General features: G+C 58.0%; 13 protein-coding genes. 12 read left to right on the top strand and 1 reads right to left on the bottom strand.

What is annotated here, in order from left to right; genetic code table 11:
• Positions 1–521: 521 nt before the first annotated feature.
• The 5 genes from leuO to cra all read left to right on the top strand — a co-directional run bounded on the left by leuO (position 522) and on the right by cra (position 7496).
• A complete protein-coding gene (leuO, locus tag ACJ8HH_RS14165; RefSeq protein WP_060422459.1) occupies positions 522–1469 on the top strand; it encodes a transcriptional regulator LeuO in 948 nt (315 codons plus the stop codon).
• 466 nt (positions 1470–1935) lie between these two features.
• Positions 1936–3744 carry an AMP-binding protein gene (locus tag ACJ8HH_RS14160; protein WP_197766265.1) on the top strand — a complete coding sequence of 603 codons (1809 nt, stop codon included), beginning with the start codon at positions 1936–1938 and terminating at the stop codon, positions 3742–3744.
• A 316-nt stretch (positions 3745–4060) separates the two neighbouring features.
• A complete protein-coding gene (ilvI, locus tag ACJ8HH_RS14155; protein WP_043148148.1) occupies positions 4061–5779 on the top strand; it encodes an acetolactate synthase 3 large subunit in 1719 nt (572 codons plus the stop codon).
• Between the two features lie 2 nt (positions 5780–5781).
• On the top strand, positions 5782–6273 hold the full coding sequence (gene ilvN, locus ACJ8HH_RS14150) for an acetolactate synthase small subunit (RefSeq protein ID WP_004932806.1): 492 nt from the start codon (positions 5782–5784) through the stop codon (positions 6271–6273).
• Between the two features lie 218 nt (positions 6274–6491).
• Entirely contained in the window at positions 6492–7496 is a 1005-nt protein-coding gene (gene cra, locus ACJ8HH_RS14145) for a catabolite repressor/activator (RefSeq protein ID WP_004932801.1), read from the top strand.
• A gap of 37 nt (positions 7497–7533) precedes the next feature.
• On the opposite strand, the gene ACJ8HH_RS14140 is transcribed toward cra, so the two are convergent.
• Positions 7534–7974, bottom strand: a complete 441-nt coding sequence (locus ACJ8HH_RS14140; RefSeq protein WP_084826854.1) for an L-alanine exporter AlaE — start codon at positions 7972–7974, stop codon at positions 7534–7536.
• A gap of 863 nt (positions 7975–8837) precedes the next feature.
• Between ACJ8HH_RS14140 and mraZ the strand changes: the two genes are divergently transcribed.
• The 7 genes from mraZ to mraY are packed head-to-tail and all read left to right on the top strand — an operon-like array spanning position 8838 to position 16271.
• Positions 8838–9296, top strand: a complete 459-nt coding sequence (gene mraZ / locus ACJ8HH_RS14135) for a division/cell wall cluster transcriptional repressor MraZ (RefSeq protein ID WP_025159638.1) — start codon at positions 8838–8840, stop codon at positions 9294–9296.
• A 2-nt stretch (positions 9297–9298) separates the two neighbouring features.
• Positions 9299–10240, top strand: coding sequence for a 16S rRNA (cytosine(1402)-N(4))-methyltransferase RsmH (gene rsmH, locus ACJ8HH_RS14130; RefSeq protein WP_049200285.1), 942 nt, complete (start codon positions 9299–9301; stop codon positions 10238–10240).
• The gene (gene ftsL, locus ACJ8HH_RS14125) at positions 10237–10557 is read left to right on the top strand and encodes a cell division protein FtsL (protein WP_033651674.1); all 321 of its coding nucleotides are present in this window, start codon (positions 10237–10239) and stop codon (positions 10555–10557) included. Before rsmH ends, ftsL begins: the two co-directional genes overlap by 4 nt.
• A gap of 42 nt (positions 10558–10599) precedes the next feature.
• Positions 10600–12363 carry a peptidoglycan glycosyltransferase FtsI gene (locus ACJ8HH_RS14120; protein ID WP_004932790.1) on the top strand — a complete coding sequence of 588 codons (1764 nt, stop codon included), beginning with the start codon at positions 10600–10602 and terminating at the stop codon, positions 12361–12363.
• Complete coding sequence (murE, locus tag ACJ8HH_RS14115) at positions 12350–13837, top strand: UDP-N-acetylmuramoyl-L-alanyl-D-glutamate--2,6-diaminopimelate ligase (RefSeq protein ID WP_060451835.1); 1488 nt, start codon at positions 12350–12352, stop codon at positions 13835–13837. The genes ACJ8HH_RS14120 and murE overlap by 14 nt, the downstream gene beginning before the upstream one ends.
• The gene (gene murF / locus ACJ8HH_RS14110; RefSeq protein WP_033649202.1) at positions 13834–15195 is read left to right on the top strand and encodes a UDP-N-acetylmuramoyl-tripeptide--D-alanyl-D-alanine ligase; all 1362 of its coding nucleotides are present in this window, start codon (positions 13834–13836) and stop codon (positions 15193–15195) included. The genes murE and murF overlap by 4 nt, the downstream gene beginning before the upstream one ends.
• A complete protein-coding gene (gene mraY / locus ACJ8HH_RS14105; protein ID WP_004932782.1) occupies positions 15189–16271 on the top strand; it encodes a phospho-N-acetylmuramoyl-pentapeptide-transferase in 1083 nt (360 codons plus the stop codon). Before murF ends, mraY begins: the two co-directional genes overlap by 7 nt.
• Positions 16272–16273 lie beyond the last annotated feature (2 nt).

Raw genomic sequence — 16273 nt, 5'->3', positions numbered from 1 at the left:
GCATAAACGAATCGAATATATACTGCGCTAATTGCTTCTGGATTTCGTTGCGTTAAGATTTGTGATGAAAAAATAAGAGGAATTAATCACGGGGGGCAATAAAATAACATTTTTAATACAAATGATTTAAATTGAATTCATATGATTAATCGATTGTTTTAGTCATAATATAACAAAATAATGCGTTTTTACACAAAGTGAGCGGTGTTTTTAGATGGTTTGATTGCTTATGATGTGTTTCTATAGTTTGTCTCATACTGTGCGGTTAGGTTGTTTAATTGTCTTAATCATTGTTGATACCTAATTATTAGTACCACCCAGGTGGCATTCTTCCCGCTGACGGGAGATGCTTCTGACATGTATTCCACATACGACTTATATCGTGACGATAACACGAGGTTTTTTATCGGCTGATGGCGGTAATGGCAGGATTTGTCGTGCAAAGATAAGACAATGCGGCGTTTCATTGTTTGTCGAGCATAAGGATTAGATTATCTACACAGGATTTAGTGGAGTGAAATATGGCTGAATATGATTCAGAAATCGCCATGGTCAAAGAGCCGGCGGACATTCATTTGCGCAGCGTCGATCTTAATTTGCTGACGGTGTTTGACGCCGTGATGCAAATGCAAAATATTACGCGAGCCGCTAATTCGTTAGGGATGTCGCAGCCGGCGGTGAGCAACGCGGTGGCGCGCCTGAAGGTGATGTTCAACGATGAGCTTTTCGTGCGCTGTGGGCGCGGGATCCAGCCCACCATGCGGGCCAGGCAGCTTTTTGGGCCGGTGCGGCAAGCGCTGCAGCTGGTGCAAAATGAGTTGCCGGGCGCCGAGTTCGAACCGCTGACCAGCACGCGAGCGTTCTCCCTGTCGCTGTGCAGCCCGCTCGATTTGCGTCTGGGCGCCGGGATAATCAATCACGTCAAACAGATCGCGCCGCAGCTTAACCTGCAAATAAAGTCGTACATCAACAATAATATTGAGCATCAATTGCGTTATCAGGACGTCGAGTTTGTCATCGGCTACAGCCGTTTCGAATCGGCGGAGTTTCGCAGCCTGGCGATGTTCGACGACGAATTAGTGCTGGCGGTTGCGCAGGCGCATCCGAGAATAGGCGAGGAGGTGACGCCGGAGCACATGCTGGCCGAGCAGCACGCTGCGGTTTCCCTGGAGAGTTTTGGATCGTTCAGTAAACCTTTTTATTTAGAGGAGCCGATGCTGCGCGCCGTGACGCAACAGTGCACGGATCTCTACAGCGTGTTGAATATGGTGTCGCAAACGGAAATGGTGGCGATTGCGCCCGCTTGGTTGGTGCGACAGCAGACGGAAGCGTTGAAAATAAAGGCGGTTCCTTTATGTGGCAACGAGAATAAAGCCACCTGCTATCTCTCCTGGCATGAATCCTCCGAGCGGGATAAAGGCCACCAGTGGATGAAATCCGTCCTGATTGAGGCAGGTAACCCAAAGTAAAGCGATAAAGAATGGGAGCCACATAAAGATAATATTCAACTGAGCGTTTTTTTCTCATGATAAAAACTAAGAACTATCTGTGTTTTTATTAAGATGTTTCTTGGTTTTACGGCGATAAAATAACTTATTTTCAGAGTGAGTTTGTTCGTTCAGCAAAAATAATTAATATAAATTAATATTCTGATTTTTACTTTCCGGCTGGTATTTTAAACTAACTCGATGCGGCGGCCCGGATGGGCCGCGTTTTATTGCCATCAGCAAACCTTTTCCTCCCCGTTTTGTCCAACCAATGAAAGTGCGGAAGCCGGACTGAGTTTTGGCTCACACTTCTACGCTGAAATCGCTTTTCCCCCTGTCTGAGACTAGGTAGACTGCGCAGAAAAAAGTAAACACGTGTAAGCTGAGATGAGGGCCGTAAGGCGTCGTTCCGGCTTAACTGTTTGATTCATTTCAGGCTTAGAGCACTATGATCACTAATCTGCTGCAATACCATTTGATCCATCGTATACAGCATCAAATCATCCACCGCGCCGATCGCACAGCTTTTCGCCAATGGTCGCCCAACGGCGAGTTGCAGCTGACCTGGGGAGCGGCCGCCACTCGTATTGACCGCATTGCCGCCGGGCTGCTGGGGCTGGGCGTCGAAGTACAAGAACGCATCGGTATTTTCGCCAATAACACGATGGCCTGGGCGTTGACCGATCTCGCTATCCTTCACCTGCGCGGCATCAGCGTTCCGCTTTATTCCACCAACACGCCGGCACAGGCGGCGTTCGTCACCAACGACGCCGACATCCGTATACTGTTCGTCGGCGAGCAGGCGCAGCTTGACGCCGCCATCGCGCTGCGCGGCGTCTGCCCGCAGCTGCGCCATATTGTTGTCTTCGACGAGGGGGCCGATCTGCGCGGCTGCGAGATCGCACAGCATCTGAGCGCCTTCGAGCGCGCTGCCGATCCGGCGGCTTTTGCCGCTCAACGCCAGCAGCGTATTGAAGAGTGCGACCTGCAGGATCTCTTCACCCTGATCTATACCTCGGGCACTACCGGCGAGCCGAAAGGGGTGATGCTGGACTACCGCAACCTGGCGGCGCAGCTCTACCTGCATGATGAAAGGCTGACGGTCGGCGAAGAAGATGTGTCGCTCAGCTTCCTGCCGCTGTCGCACGTTTTTGAGCGGGCCTGGAGCTTCTTTGTGATGCATTCCGGCGCGCAGAACGTTTTCCTGCCGAACACCGACTGGGTGCGGGAAGCGATGGGGCAGGTCCGCCCGACGCTGATGTGTGCGGTGCCGCGTTTCTACGAGAAGATTTTCAGCGCGGTGCACGAAAAAGTGGCGCGCGCCCCTTGGCTGCGCCGTGCGTTGTTCCACTGGGCGATCGTCTGCGGCGAGCGCAAATTCCTGCAGGAGCGTGCCGGCAAACCGTTGGGCAAAGTGTTCGACTTCACCCACCGCTGGGCCGATAAGCTGGTGTTGAGCAAGCTGCGCGGTATCCTCGGCGGCCGGGTGCGCTTTTTGCCGGCGGCGGGCGCCAAGCTGGACGACAATGTGATCCTGTTTTTCCAGGCGATGGGCGTCAACATCAAGTACGGTTACGGCATGACCGAAACCTGTGCGACCGTCTCCTGCTGGGAAGAGGGGCATTTCCGCTTCGGCTCCATCGGCAAACCGCTGCCGGAGGTCGAGGTGCGCATTGGCGAGGAAAATGAAATCCAGGTGCGCGGGCCGATCGTGATGCGCGGCTATTTCAACAAACCTTTGGAAACCGCCGCGACCTTTACCGAGGACGGCTGGCTGAAAACCGGCGACGCCGGGGCGATCGATGAAGAGGGCAACCTGTTCATCACCGAACGCCTGAAGGATTTGATGAAAACCTCCGGCGGCAAATATATCGCGCCGCAGATGCTGGAAGGCACGCTGGCGCAGGATCGCTTTATCGAGCAGGTGGCGATCATCGCCGATGCGCGTAAATTCGTTTCCGCGCTGATCGTGCCGTGCTTTGAGTCGTTGGAAGAGTACGCGAAGTCAGTGAACCTGAAATACCAAGATCGCCTGGAACTGCTGCGCAACGGCGAAATCCTCGAGATGTTCGAAAAGCGCCTGCGCGAGATGCAAAAGGAGCTGGCGCGCTTCGAACAGGTGAAGAAGTTCACGCTGCTGCCGGCGGCCTTTTCGATGGAGCTGGGGGAGTTGACGCCAACGCTGAAGCTGCGCCGTAAAGTGATCCTGCAGCGCTATCAGCGTGAAATCGACTCGATGTACCAGGAACAGGCCTGACGCTGCCGCCGGGCCATGCACCCGGCCAAAAAAGCGGCATATCCTTCACCTGATTTAGTTCTGTAATTTCCCCCCTGTTCGAAACAATGCCTAGCCTGACAACCTCGAGGCTAGCGCATTGTTTTTATAAAGCCGCGATCTCCAGCCGCTTGGCAATAACCCCGCTACCGTTAAGCCATTTTGCCGTTTGCCTGCCCCATATTCTGACGTTATGTTAATTCGATAGCGACAACCCATAAAAACTTTGGGGCATTGCCCCGCAGCAGGCGCTACGTTCCGGCGCCAGAGAAGAATAAGCAAGCCTGGAGGCAAACCCATGGAGATGTTGTCAGGAGCCGAGATGGTCGTCCGATCGTTGATCGATCAGGGCGTTAAGCATGTATTCGGCTACCCCGGCGGGGCGGTGCTCGATATCTACGACGCCCTGCATACGGTAGGAGGGATCGATCATATTCTGGTGCGCCACGAGCAGGGGGCGGTGCACATGGCCGACGGCTACGCGCGCGCCACCGGTGAAGTGGGCGTGGTGCTGGTGACCTCCGGCCCCGGCGCCACCAACGCCATTACCGGCATCGCTACCGCCTATATGGACTCGATCCCGATGGTGGTGCTGTCGGGGCAGGTGCCCAGCTCGCTGATCGGCTACGACGCCTTCCAGGAGTGCGATATGGTGGGGATTTCTCGCCCGGTGGTGAAGCACAGCTTCCTGGTAAAACGCACCGAAGACATCCCGGCGGTGTTGAAGAAGGCGTTCTACCTGGCTTCCAGCGGCCGCCCCGGCCCGGTGGTGATCGATCTGCCGAAAGATATCGTCGGCCCGGCGGTGCGGATGCCTTATGCCTACCCGCAGGACGTGAGCATGCGTTCTTATAACCCGACGGTGCAGGGCCACCGCGGGCAGATCAAACGCGCGTTACAAACCATTCTGGCGGCCAAAAAGCCGGTGATGTACGTCGGCGGCGGCGCGATCAACGCCGGTTGCGAGGCCGAACTGTTGGCGTTGGCGGAGCAGCTGAACCTGCCGGTGACCAGCAGCCTGATGGGATTGGGCGCTTTCCCCGGCACCCATCGCCAGAGCGTCGGCATGCTCGGCATGCACGGCACCTATGAAGCCAACAAAACCATGCACCATGCCGACGTGATCTTCGCCGTCGGTGTGCGCTTCGACGATCGCACCACCAATAACCTCGCTAAATACTGCCCGGACGCCACCGTGCTGCACATCGATATCGATCCGACTTCGATCTCCAAAACGGTGGACGCCGATATTCCGATCGTCGGCGATGCCAGGCAGGTGTTGGTTCAGATGCTGGAGCTGCTGGCGCAGGACGAGAAAGCGCAGGATCACGACGCGCTGCGCGATTGGTGGCAGTCTATCGAGCAGTGGCGTGCCCGCGACTGCCTGGGTTACGACAAGCACAGCGGCACCATCAAGCCGCAGGCGGTGATCGAAACCCTGCATCGACTGACCAAAGGCGACGCCTATGTCACCTCGGACGTGGGCCAGCACCAGATGTTCGCCGCGCTCTATTATCCATTCGACAAACCGCGCCGCTGGATCAACTCCGGCGGCCTCGGCACCATGGGCTTCGGTTTGCCGGCGGCATTGGGCGTCAAGCTGGCGCTGCCTGAGGAAACCGTGGTGTGCGTGACCGGCGATGGCAGCATTCAGATGAACATTCAGGAGCTGTCCACCGCGCTGCAATATAACCTGCCGGTGGTGGTGGTGAACCTCAACAACCGCTATCTGGGCATGGTGAAGCAGTGGCAGGACATGATTTATTCCGGCCGTCACTCGCAGTCCTACATGGATTCTCTGCCGGACTTCGTCAAGTTGGCCGAGGCTTACGGCCATGTCGGTATCGCCATCCGCACGCCGGATGAGCTGGAAAGCAAGCTGGCGCAGGCGCTGGCGGAAAAAGAGCGGCTGGTGTTCGTCGACGTGACCGTCGATGAAACCGAACATGTTTACCCGATGCAGATCCGCGGTGGAAGCATGGACGAAATGTGGCTTAGCAAAACGGAGAGGACCTGATCATGCGCCGTATTTTATCTGTCTTGCTGGAAAACGAATCCGGCGCTTTGTCGCGCGTGGTCGGGCTGTTTTCCCAGCGCGGTTATAACATCGAGAGCCTGACGGTGGCACCGACCGACGATCCGACGCTGTCGCGCATGACTATCCAGACCGTCGGCGACGAGAAAGTGCTGGAGCAGATTGAGAAACAGCTGCACAAGCTGGTGGATGTGCTGCGCGTCAGCGAGCTGGTGCAGGGCGCTCACGTCGAGCGCGAGATCATGCTGGTGAAGCTGCAGGCCAGCGGCTACGGCCGTGAAGAGGTGAAGCGCTGCGCCGACATTTTCCGCGGCCAGATCGTCGATGTGACGGCGACGCTGTACACGGTACAGCTGGCCGGCACCAGCGACAAGCTCGACGCCTTCCTGAGCGCAGTGCGTGAAGTGGCGGAGATCGTGGAAGTGGCCCGTTCCGGCGTGGTTGGCGTGTCGCGCGGCGACAAAATCATGCGCTGAGCGCGGTCTGGCGGCGAATAATCGGGGGCGCGGCGTGGCTGCGCCCTTTGTTTTTCGGTATTTTTTGCCCGATTGCTGGCACCTTTCGGCAAAAGCGGTTGCTAGGCAGTGTTTTCTGCTGTTAGATCGCAGAGGCTGGATTGAATAACCGTACGGGATGTCATGGTTAATCCGAGCACAGCCTTCACTTCTATTTTCAGCGTCATTAAGGGGTTAATGTGAAACTGGATGAAATCGCGCGTCTCGCGGGCGTTTCGCGCACGACGGCCAGTTACGTCATCAACGGCAAGGCGAAGCAGTATCGTGTCAGCGATAAAACCGTCGAGAAAGTGATGGCCGTGGTCAGGGAGCATAACTATCACCCGAATGCCGTCGCGGCGGGGCTGCGCGCCGGGCGTACCCGTTCTATCGGTCTGGTGATCCCGGATCTGGAAAATACCAGCTATACCCGCATCGCCAACTACCTGGAACGCCAGGCGCGCCAGCGTGGTTACCAATTGCTGATCGCCTGTTCCGAAGATCAGCCGGACAACGAAATGCGCTGTATCGAGCACCTGCTGCAGCGCCAGGTGGACGCCATCATCGTCTCCACCGCCTTGCCGCCGGAGCATCCTTTCTATCAACGCTGGGCCAACGATCCGCTGCCGATCATCGCGCTGGACCGCGCGCTGGATCGCGAGCATTTCATCAGCGTCGTCGGGGCCGATCAGGAAGACGCCTTTGCGCTGGCGCAGGAGCTGCGCACCTTCCCGGCTGAATCGGTGCTGTATCTGGGCGCCTTGCCGGAGCTTTCGGTGAGCTTCCTGCGTGAGCAGGGCTTCCGTCAGGCCTGGCAAGAAGATCCCCGCCACGTCGATTATCTGTACGCCAACAGCTATGAACGTGAAGCCGCCGGCGCGCTGTTTGCCGAATGGCTGAAAACGCACCCGATGCCGCAGGCGCTGTTCACCACCTCATTCTCGCTGTTGCAGGGCGTGATGGACGTGACGCTGAAGCAACGTGGCCGTTTGCCGACCGATCTGGCGATTGCCACCTTCGGCGACCATGAACTGTTGGATTTCCTCGAGTGCCCGGTGCTCGCGGTGGCGCAGCGCCATCGTGACGTAGCCGAACGCGTGCTGGAGCTGGTGTTGGCCAGCCTGGACGAACCGCGTAAACCCAAACCGGGGTTGACGCGTATCCGCCGCAATCTGTTCCGCCGCGGCAGCCTGAGCCGCAAATAGTCCGCTCTACAGGAGCCCGCTATGTCGGGCTCCTGGTTTAGACGTAGCCCACCACCCGGAACAGCCGCCGGCAATATTCCAGGAAATAGCCATACACCACGCCCATCGCCATGGAGACCAGCGCATTGCTGGTGACCGCCGCCAGCATTTGTTGACCGTCGGCGCCTACGCTCCACAGAATGGCGGCATAAACCGGCGATTGGAAGCTGACGTAGGCCAGCAGGTCGGCGAGGTTGCGCAGCACGAACTGGCCGCGTGGACAGCGGCGCGCCGTGCGGATAAACAGATCGCGATAGCGACCGTAAGGCCAGGCGATCAGGATGTTGACCGGGATCGACAGCAGGCGCGAAGAGAGGGATTGCTGGAAGCTCATGCCGGAGATCAACACTTCTATCGCCATGCCGGCGATAAAGCAGTACACCACCAGTGCGAACGTATCGGCAGCGGCGCTACGCCAGTGAGCGGCGGGCGAAAGCATGTGTTATCTCCATTTGGTTAAAATTCTGTTAATTTATTAATTGTTGGCTGTTAAAGCTGCTTTTTTGCTTTTTATATAGTGTACTAATCTGCATTGTGTTTTTTAACTAGATTTATATTTTTATTTTTAACATTTGTTCGGTTTTTGTCCCGCAGAACCGGGCGATAGGAGAGGGTAGAGAGATTAAAATCGGCAATTTAAAATAAATTCATTAAAAACATACGGTTGCGATTTTGGGCGTCGAATGGGGATTTTTTCCGGCAAAAATTGTGGAAATAAAGGTGTAAGAAAATGAAACCATAATTGTAAACAGGTATTTTGGGAATAATCTTACCAAATTGATTTAAATCGAAATTACTTCTGCTCGTAATATCCGAACCATTTATTTTTATCGCGGCCGCATCACGGCCGTGCAAATTGAAGTAAAATAGCGCCCGGTTTTACGGTGAATAACGATTGAGCGTTATTAACTCAAGGAGTTATGGCCTTATTCCGCGATCGGTTCGCCCAACGCCGAGCCTTGGCGGGCGCGGCTCGCCAGCGGTTACCGCACTGAGATTGCCGAGCTGAAAAATGAGACATGGCTTGCAGAAGGAAGTAATGAGTTAATTAATCGCCAGTTCGTCAGGTTTTTAATCAGATTCTTTCCGCTTAGAAAATTCTCTCCGTTTATCATGGTGTTAATTTTTAATCGTCGAATAATCAGAGTTTCTTTCGCGAGTCAGCTCCCAAAATGACCAGAGAAATATTGCCAAAGCGCTGGCGCTCTGGCTTGACAAGGTTTTCATACCCTCCGTAAACTCCATTGTGTGGGAATTTGTGGGGTAAAGTGGTGAAAACGGTCACTAAGGGGTAGCTCAGGAATGTTCCGTGGAGCGACGATGGTCAACCTCGACAGCAAAGGGCGGCTTGCCGTACCTACCCGATATCGGGAATTGCTCAACGAGGAATCGCAAGGCCAAATGGTCTGTACCATTGACCTCCATCAGCCCTGCCTGCTGCTTTATCCTTTGCCCGAATGGGAAATTATTGAACAAAAATTATCACGTCTGTCGAGCATGAATCCCGCCGAGCGCCGCGTTCAGCGCCTGCTGCTGGGGCATGCCAGTGAGTGTCAGATGGATAGTGCCGGTCGTTTGCTGTTAGCCAATACGCTGCGGCAACACGCCGGGCTCACGAAAGAAGTGATGCTGGTCGGTCAGTTCAACAAGTTTGAACTGTGGGATGAACAGACCTGGTATCAACAAGTCAAGGATGATATTGACGCTGAACAGTCGACTCAGGAACCGTTGTCTGAGCGGCTACAGGACTTGTCGCTATAAGCATGTTGGAAAACTATAAACACACCACCGTCCTGCTGGACGAAGCCGTCAACGGCCTCAACATCCGCAGCAACGGCATATATATCGACGGTACTTTTGGTCGCGGTGGCCATTCTCGTCTGATTCTGTCCCAGCTGGGGCCGGAAGGGCGCTTGCTGGCGATTGACCGTGACCCTCAGGCGATTGCAGCCGCCAAATCTATTGAAGATCCTCGTTTTACCATCGTACACGGCCCATTCTCCGAGTTGTCGCACTACGTGCGGGAACGTGAATTGGTGGGCAAGATCGACGGCGTTCTGCTCGATCTGGGCGTTTCTTCGCCGCAGCTTGACGACGCAGAGCGCGGATTCTCCTTTATGCGCGACGGTCCGCTGGACATGCGCATGGATCCGTCCACCGGCCTGTCCGCCGCAGAGTGGCTGATGAAGGCCGAAGCGGACGACATCGCTTGGGTGCTGAAAACCTTTGGCGAAGAGCGTTTCGCCAAGCGCATCGCACGCGCCATCGTGGAAAGAAACCGCGTGGAGCCGATGACGCGCACCAAAGAGTTGGCGGATCTGATTGCCGATGCCAGTCCGTTCCGTGAAAAGCACAAGCATCCGGCGACGCGCAGCTTCCAGGCGATTCGTATCTATATCAACAGCGAGCTGGAAGAGATCGAGCGTGCGCTCGACGGCGCGCTGGAAGTGCTGGCCCCACAGGGCCGTTTGTCGATCATCAGCTTCCACTCGCTGGAAGACCGCATCGTCAAACGCTTTATGCGTCACCATAGCCGCGGCGCCCAGGTGCCGGCGGGCATTCCGTTGACCGAAGAGCAACTGCGCAGCATGGGCGGGCGAACGCTGAAAGCGCTGGGCAAAATGATGCCTTCGGAAGCGGAAGTGGCGGACAACCCGCGTGCGCGCAGCTCGGTGCTGCGTATTGCTGAGAGGATGCCCGCGTGATCGGCAACGAACGCCACGGTTTGGTCGGGGTTATTGGCGGCGACCTGCTGCGCAACGCCAAGATCCCCATGATTTTACTGATTGCGTCACTGGTCTCCGCGATTTTCGTGGTGACCACCGCGCACCGCACCCGCCTGCTGACCGCCGAGCGCGAACAGCTGGTTCTGGAGCGCGATGCGCTGGATATCGAGTGGCGCAACCTGATTTTAGAAGAGAACGCCCTCGGCGATCACAGCCGGGTTGAACGTATCGCGACAGAAAAACTGCAGATGCAACACGTTGATCCATCGCAGGAAAATATCATCGTTAAACAATGAATGGTTTAACCGGAATAATGACACGGAGTAGAAAGGAAACGCATGAAAGCAGCGCGCCCCGGTAAGTTGAGACGCCAGGAAGATCAGGCCAGCTTTGTCAGCTGGCGTTTTGCGTTGCTGTGCGGCTGCATTTTGCTGGCGATGGTTGGCCTGATGCTGCGCGTCGCGTACCTGCAGGTCATCAACCCCGATCGTCTGGTGAAAGAAGGCGACATGCGTTCGCTGCGCGTGCAGGAAGTGCCGACCGCGCGCGGCATGATCAGCGATCGCGCCGGCCGTCCGTTGGCGGTCAGCGTGCCGGTCAATGCGGTGTGGGCGGATCCGAAAGAGCTGAACGAGCGCGGCGGTATCACGCTGGACAGCCGTTGGAAAGCGCTTTCTGATGCGCTGAACATCCCGCTGGACCAACTCTCCAACCGCATCAACGCCAACCCGAAAGGGCGCTTCGTTTATCTGGCGCGCCAGGTGAACCCGGCGATCGGCGACTACATCCACAAGCTCAAGCTGCCGGGGATCTACCTGCGGCAGGAGTCGCGCCGGTACTACCCGGCGGGACAGGTGACGTCGCACATCATCGGCGTGACCAACATCGACGGACAAGGCATTGAAGGCGTCGAGAAGAGCTTCGACCGCTGGCTGACCGGGCAACCGGGCGAGAGAACGGTGCGTAAGGACCGCTTCGGCCGGGTGATCGAAGATATTTCCTCCGTCGACAGCCAGGCGGCGCACAACCTGGTGCTGAGCGTCGATGAACGCCTGCAGGCGCTGGTGTATCGCGAGCTGAACAACGCGGTGGCGTTCAACAAGGCCGAGTCGGGCACTGCGGTGCTGATCGACGTGAACACCGGCGAAGTGCTGGCGATGGCCAACAGCCCGTCTTACAACCCGAACAACATGGCCGGTACGCCGAAAGAGACCATGCGTAACCGCGCTATCACCGATATTTTTGAACCCGGTTCAACCGTGAAGCCGATGGTGGTGATGACCGCGCTGCAAAACGGCGTGGTGAGAGAAAACAGCGTGCTGAACACCATCCCGTACCGCATTCAGGGCCACGAGATCAAAGACGTGGCGCGGTACTCGGAGCTGTCATTGACCGGGATCTTGCAGAAGTCGAGTAACGTCGGTGTTTCAAAGCTGGCGTTAGCGATGCCGTCCTCAGCGTTAGTAGATACTTACTCTCGTTTTGGGCTGGGAAAAGCGACCAATTTGGGGCTGGTCGGAGAAAGCAGTGGCATATACCCAAAAAAACAACGGTGGTCTGACATAGAGAGGGCCACCTTCTCTTTCGGCTACGGGCTGATGGTAACTCCGTTACAGTTGGCGCGAGTCTATGCAACGATCGGCAGCCTGGGCGTGTATCGCCCATTGTCGATCACCAAGGTTGACCCTCCGGTCGCCGGCGAGCGCGTTTTCCCTGAACCTCTGGTGCGCACCGTGGTGCACATGATGGAAAGCGTGGCCCTGCCGGGCGGCGGCGGCGTGAAAGCCGCCATCAAGGGATACCGTATCGCCATCAAAACCGGTACCGCGAAAAAAGTGGGCCCGGACGGCAAATACGTCAACCGATACATCGCTTATACCGCCGGCGTCGCGCCGGCAAGTAACCCCCGTTTTGCCCTGGTGGTCGTCATCAATGACCCGCAGGGTGGGAAATACTATGGTGGCGCAATCTCCGCGCCGGTGTTCGGCGCCATCATGGGCGGCGTATTGCGCACCATGAACGTCGAGCCTGACGCGTTGCCTACCGGTGACAAAAGCGAATTAGTGATTAACAAGAAAGAGGGTTCAGGTGGCAGATCGTAATTTGCGCGACTTACTCGCCCCGTGGGTGCCGACGGCACCCGGGCGCGCGCTGCGGGAAATGACATTAGACAGCCGTGTGGCGGCTGCCGGGGATCTGTTTGTCGCCGTTGTCGGCCATCAAACGGATGGACGCCGCTATATTCCGCAGGCCATCGCGCAGGGCGTCGCCGCCGTGATCGCCGAAGCTGACGGTCAGGCCGAAGACGGCGCCATCGTTGAAATGCACGGCGTGCCGGTGATCTACCTGAGCCAACTGAACCAGCGCCTTTCCGCGCTGGCCGGGCGTTTTTACCACCAGCCGGGCGAGCGTCTGCGTTTGGTCGGCGTGACCGGCACCAACGGCAAAACCACCACTACGCAGCTGCTGGCGCAGTGGAGCCAACTGCTGGGCGAAACCAGCGCGGTGATGGGCACCGTCGGCAACGGCCTGCTGGGCCAGGTGTGCCCGACCGAGAATACCACCGGTTCTGCGGTGGATGTTCAACACGTATTAAACGAGCTGGCGGAACAAGGCGCGACCTTCGCCGCCATGGAAGTTTCTTCCCACGGTCTGGTGCAACACCGGGTGGCGGCGCTGCCGTTCGCCGCGGCGGTCTTCACCAACCTGAGCCGCGATCACCTGGATTACCACGGTGATATGGCCAATTACGAGGCGGCCAAATGGTCGCTGTTCGCCGCCCACAGCGTGGGGCAGGCGATCATCAACGCCGACGATGAAGTCGGTCAGCGCTGGCTGAGCAAGCTGCCGGATGCGGTGGCGGTGACGATGCAGGGCAACCTGCAGCCGGGCTGCCACGGCCGCTGGCTGAAAACCACGGCGATCGACTATCACGACAACGGCGCCACGGTTCGCTTCAGCTCCAGCTGGGGCGACGGCGAGATCGAAAGCCGCCTGATGGGCGCGTTCAACGTCAGCAACCTGCTGTTGGCCTTGGCGACGCTGCTGTCGCTGGGCTATCCGCTGGAGGCGCTGGTGGAAACCGGCAGCCGCCTGCAGCCGGTCTGCGGCCGCATGGAAGTGTTTAACGCGCCGGGCAAACCGACGGTAGTGGTGGATTACGCCCACACGCCGGATGCGCTGGAGAAAGCGCTGGAAGCCGCACGCCTGCACTGCCAGGGGCAGCTGTGGTGCGTGTTCGGCTGCGGCGGCGATCGCGACAAGGGCAAGCGCCCGCTGATGGGCGGCATCGCCGAACAGTTCGCCGATCGCGTGGTGATCACCGATGACAACCCGCGTACCGAAGAGCCGCGCGCGATTATCAACGATATCCTGACCGGATTGCTGGACGCCGGGCAGGCGCTGGTGATCCACGGCCGCGCCGAAGCGGTAACCAGCGCCATCATGCAGGCGCAGGAACAGGATGTGGTGTTGGTGGCGGGCAAAGGCCACGAAGATTACCAATTGGTAGGCAACCGCCGCCTGGATTACTCCGACCGCACGACGGTCGCCCGACTGCTGGGGGTGCTGGCATGATCCCTGTCTCTCTTCAGACACTGGCTGAGGTATTGAGCGCTGAGCTGATTGGCGCCGATTGCCAAATTGTCGAGGTGACGACAGACACCCGCAAGGTGACCGCCGGTTGCCTGTTTGTGGCGCTGAAAGGCGAGCGTTTCGACGCCCACGACTTCGCGGCGGATGCCGTAGCCGCAGGCGCCGGGGCGCTGCTGGTCAGTAAGCGCTTATTGGTGGACGTGCCGCAGCTGGTAGTGCAAGACACCCGTCTGGCGCTGGGGCAGCTTGGCGCCTGGGTGCGTCAGCAGGTGCCGGCGCGCGTGGTGGCGCTGACCGGTTCCTCGGGCAAGACCTCGGTGAAAGAAATGACCGCCGCCATTCTGCGCGAATGCGGCGAAGTGCTATATACCGCCGGCAACTTCAATAACGACATCGGCGTGCCGCTGACGTTGCTGCGTCTGGAACCGCAACATGATTTTGCCGTGATTGAGCTGGGCGCTAACCATATTGGCGAAATCGCTTACACCACCGCATTGACGCGGCCGCAGACCGCTTTGGTGAACAACCTGGCGGCGGCTCACCTGGAAGGCTTTGGCTCGCTGGCCGGCGTCGCCCAGGCGAAAGGTGAAATCTTTACCGGCCTGCCGGCCGACGGCGTGGCGATCATCAACGCCGATAACAACGACTGGCCGCACTGGCAGAGCATGCTGGGCGGCAAAACCGTCTGGCGCTTCTCGCCGCAGGCCGCCGCAGGCGTGGACTTCTTCGCGGACGACGTGCGGGTAAACGGCGCGGGCACGCAGTTCACGCTGCACAGCCCGTTCGGCACCGCCGAGATCGCGCTGCCGCTGCCGGGGCGCCACAACGTGGCCAATGCGCTGGCGGCGACGGCGCTGGCGATGTCGGTGGGCGCCACCCTCGAAGCGGTGCGTCAGGGGCTGAAACAGCTGCAGGCGGTGCCGGGGCGCCTGTTCCCGGTGGCGCTGGCCGAAGGCAAGCTGCTGCTGGACGACAGCTATAACGCCAACGTCGGGTCGATGACCGCGGCGGCGCAGGTGCTGGCAGAGATGCCGGGCTACCGCGTGATGGTGGTCGGCGATATGGCCGAGCTGGGTGCGGAAGCGGAAGAGTGTCACCGTCAGGTGGGCGAAGCCGCCCGTCTGGCCGGGGTCGACAAAGTGATCAGCGTCGGCGGTTTGAGCCGCGTGCTGAGCGAAGCCTCCGGCAACGGCGAACATTATCAGGACAAGACTGCAGTGATCGCGCGCGTGGCGGAATTACTGTCGGAACATGCGGTCATTACCGTGTTAATCAAAGGTTCACGTAGTGCCGCAATGGAGCAGGTAGTACGCGCGTTACAGGAGAAAGCACCATGTTAGTTTGGCTGGCCGAGCATTTGGTCAAGTATTACTCAGGCTTCAACGTCTTTTCTTATCTGACGTTCCGAGCCATTGTCAGCCTGCTGACCGCGCTGTTCCTGTCGCTGTGGATGGGCCCGCGGGTGATCAAGCGCCTGCAAGAAATGTCCTTCGGCCAGGTGGTGCGTAACGACGGCCCCGAGTCGCACTTCAGCAAGCGCGGCACGCCGACCATGGGCGGCATCATGATCCTGACCTCCATCACCATTTCGGTGCTGATGTGGGCTTACCCGTCCAACCCGTATGTCTGGTGCGTGCTGTTCGTGCTGGTGGGGTACGGCATCGTCGGTTTCGTCGACGACTACCGCAAGGTGGTGCGTAAGGACACCAAAGGGCTGATCGCCCGCTGGAAGTATTTCTGGCAGTCGGTGATTGCGCTGATTGTCGCATTCGCCATGTACGCCGTAGGAAAAGACACGCCAGCCACCGAGCTGGTTGTGCCGTTCTTTAAGGACGTGATGCCGCAGCTGGGCCTGCTGTATATCCTGCTGGCCTATTTCGTCATCGTCGGCACCAGCAACGCGGTCAACCTGACCGATGGCCTGGACGGCCTGGCGATCATGCCGACGGTATTCGTGGCGGCCGGCTTCGCGCTGGTGGCCTGGGCGACCGGTAACATGAACTTCGCCAACTACCTGCATATTCCGTATCTGCGTCATGCCGGTGAGCTGGTGATCGTGTGTACCGCCATCGTCGGCGCCGGCCTCGGGTTCCTGTGGTTCAACACTTACCCGGCCCAGGTGTTTATGGGCGACGTCGGTTCGTTGGCGCTGGGCGGCGCGCTGGGCACCATCGCGGTGCTGCTGCGTCAGGAGTTCTTGCTGGTGATCATGGGCGGCGTGTTCGTGGTGGAGACGCTGTCGGTGATCCTGCAGGTGGGATCGTTCAAGCTGCGCGGGCAACGCATTTTCCGCATGGCGCCGATTCACCACCACTATGAATTGAAAGGCTGGCCGGAGCCGCGCGTTATCGTGCGCTTCTGGATCATTTCACTGATGCTGGTGCTGATTGGCCTGGCAACGCTGAAGGTGCGTTAATC

The organism is Serratia sp. CY32780, assembly GCF_052169135.1.
GTDB lineage: Bacteria > Pseudomonadota > Gammaproteobacteria > Enterobacterales > Enterobacteriaceae > Serratia > Serratia sarumanii.
The sequence above is the reverse complement of the archived record's forward strand: the minus strand, read 5'-3'. Positions and strand labels throughout refer to the sequence as shown.

Excerpts from the sequence above, each read along its gene's own strand:
- ilvN (WP_004932806.1), top strand. The coding sequence starts at position 5,782 with ATGCGCCGTATTTTATCTGTCTTGCTGGAAAACGAATCCGGCGCTTTG.
- ilvI (WP_043148148.1), top strand. The coding sequence starts at position 4,061 with ATGGAGATGTTGTCAGGAGCCGAGATGGTCGTCCGATCGTTGATCGAT.
- ACJ8HH_RS14160 (WP_197766265.1), top strand. The coding sequence starts at position 1,936 with ATGATCACTAATCTGCTGCAATACCATTTGATCCATCGTATACAGCAT.
- mraZ (WP_025159638.1), top strand. The coding sequence starts at position 8,838 with ATGTTCCGTGGAGCGACGATGGTCAACCTCGACAGCAAAGGGCGGCTT.
- ACJ8HH_RS14140 (WP_084826854.1), bottom strand. The coding sequence starts at position 7,974 with ATGCTTTCGCCCGCCGCTCACTGGCGTAGCGCCGCTGCCGATACGTTC.
- ACJ8HH_RS14120 (WP_004932790.1), top strand. The coding sequence starts at position 10,600 with ATGAAAGCAGCGCGCCCCGGTAAGTTGAGACGCCAGGAAGATCAGGCC.
- rsmH (WP_049200285.1), top strand. The coding sequence starts at position 9,299 with ATGTTGGAAAACTATAAACACACCACCGTCCTGCTGGACGAAGCCGTC.
- murF (WP_033649202.1), top strand. The coding sequence starts at position 13,834 with ATGATCCCTGTCTCTCTTCAGACACTGGCTGAGGTATTGAGCGCTGAG.
- mraY (WP_004932782.1), top strand. The coding sequence starts at position 15,189 with ATGTTAGTTTGGCTGGCCGAGCATTTGGTCAAGTATTACTCAGGCTTC.
- leuO (WP_060422459.1), top strand. The coding sequence starts at position 522 with ATGGCTGAATATGATTCAGAAATCGCCATGGTCAAAGAGCCGGCGGAC.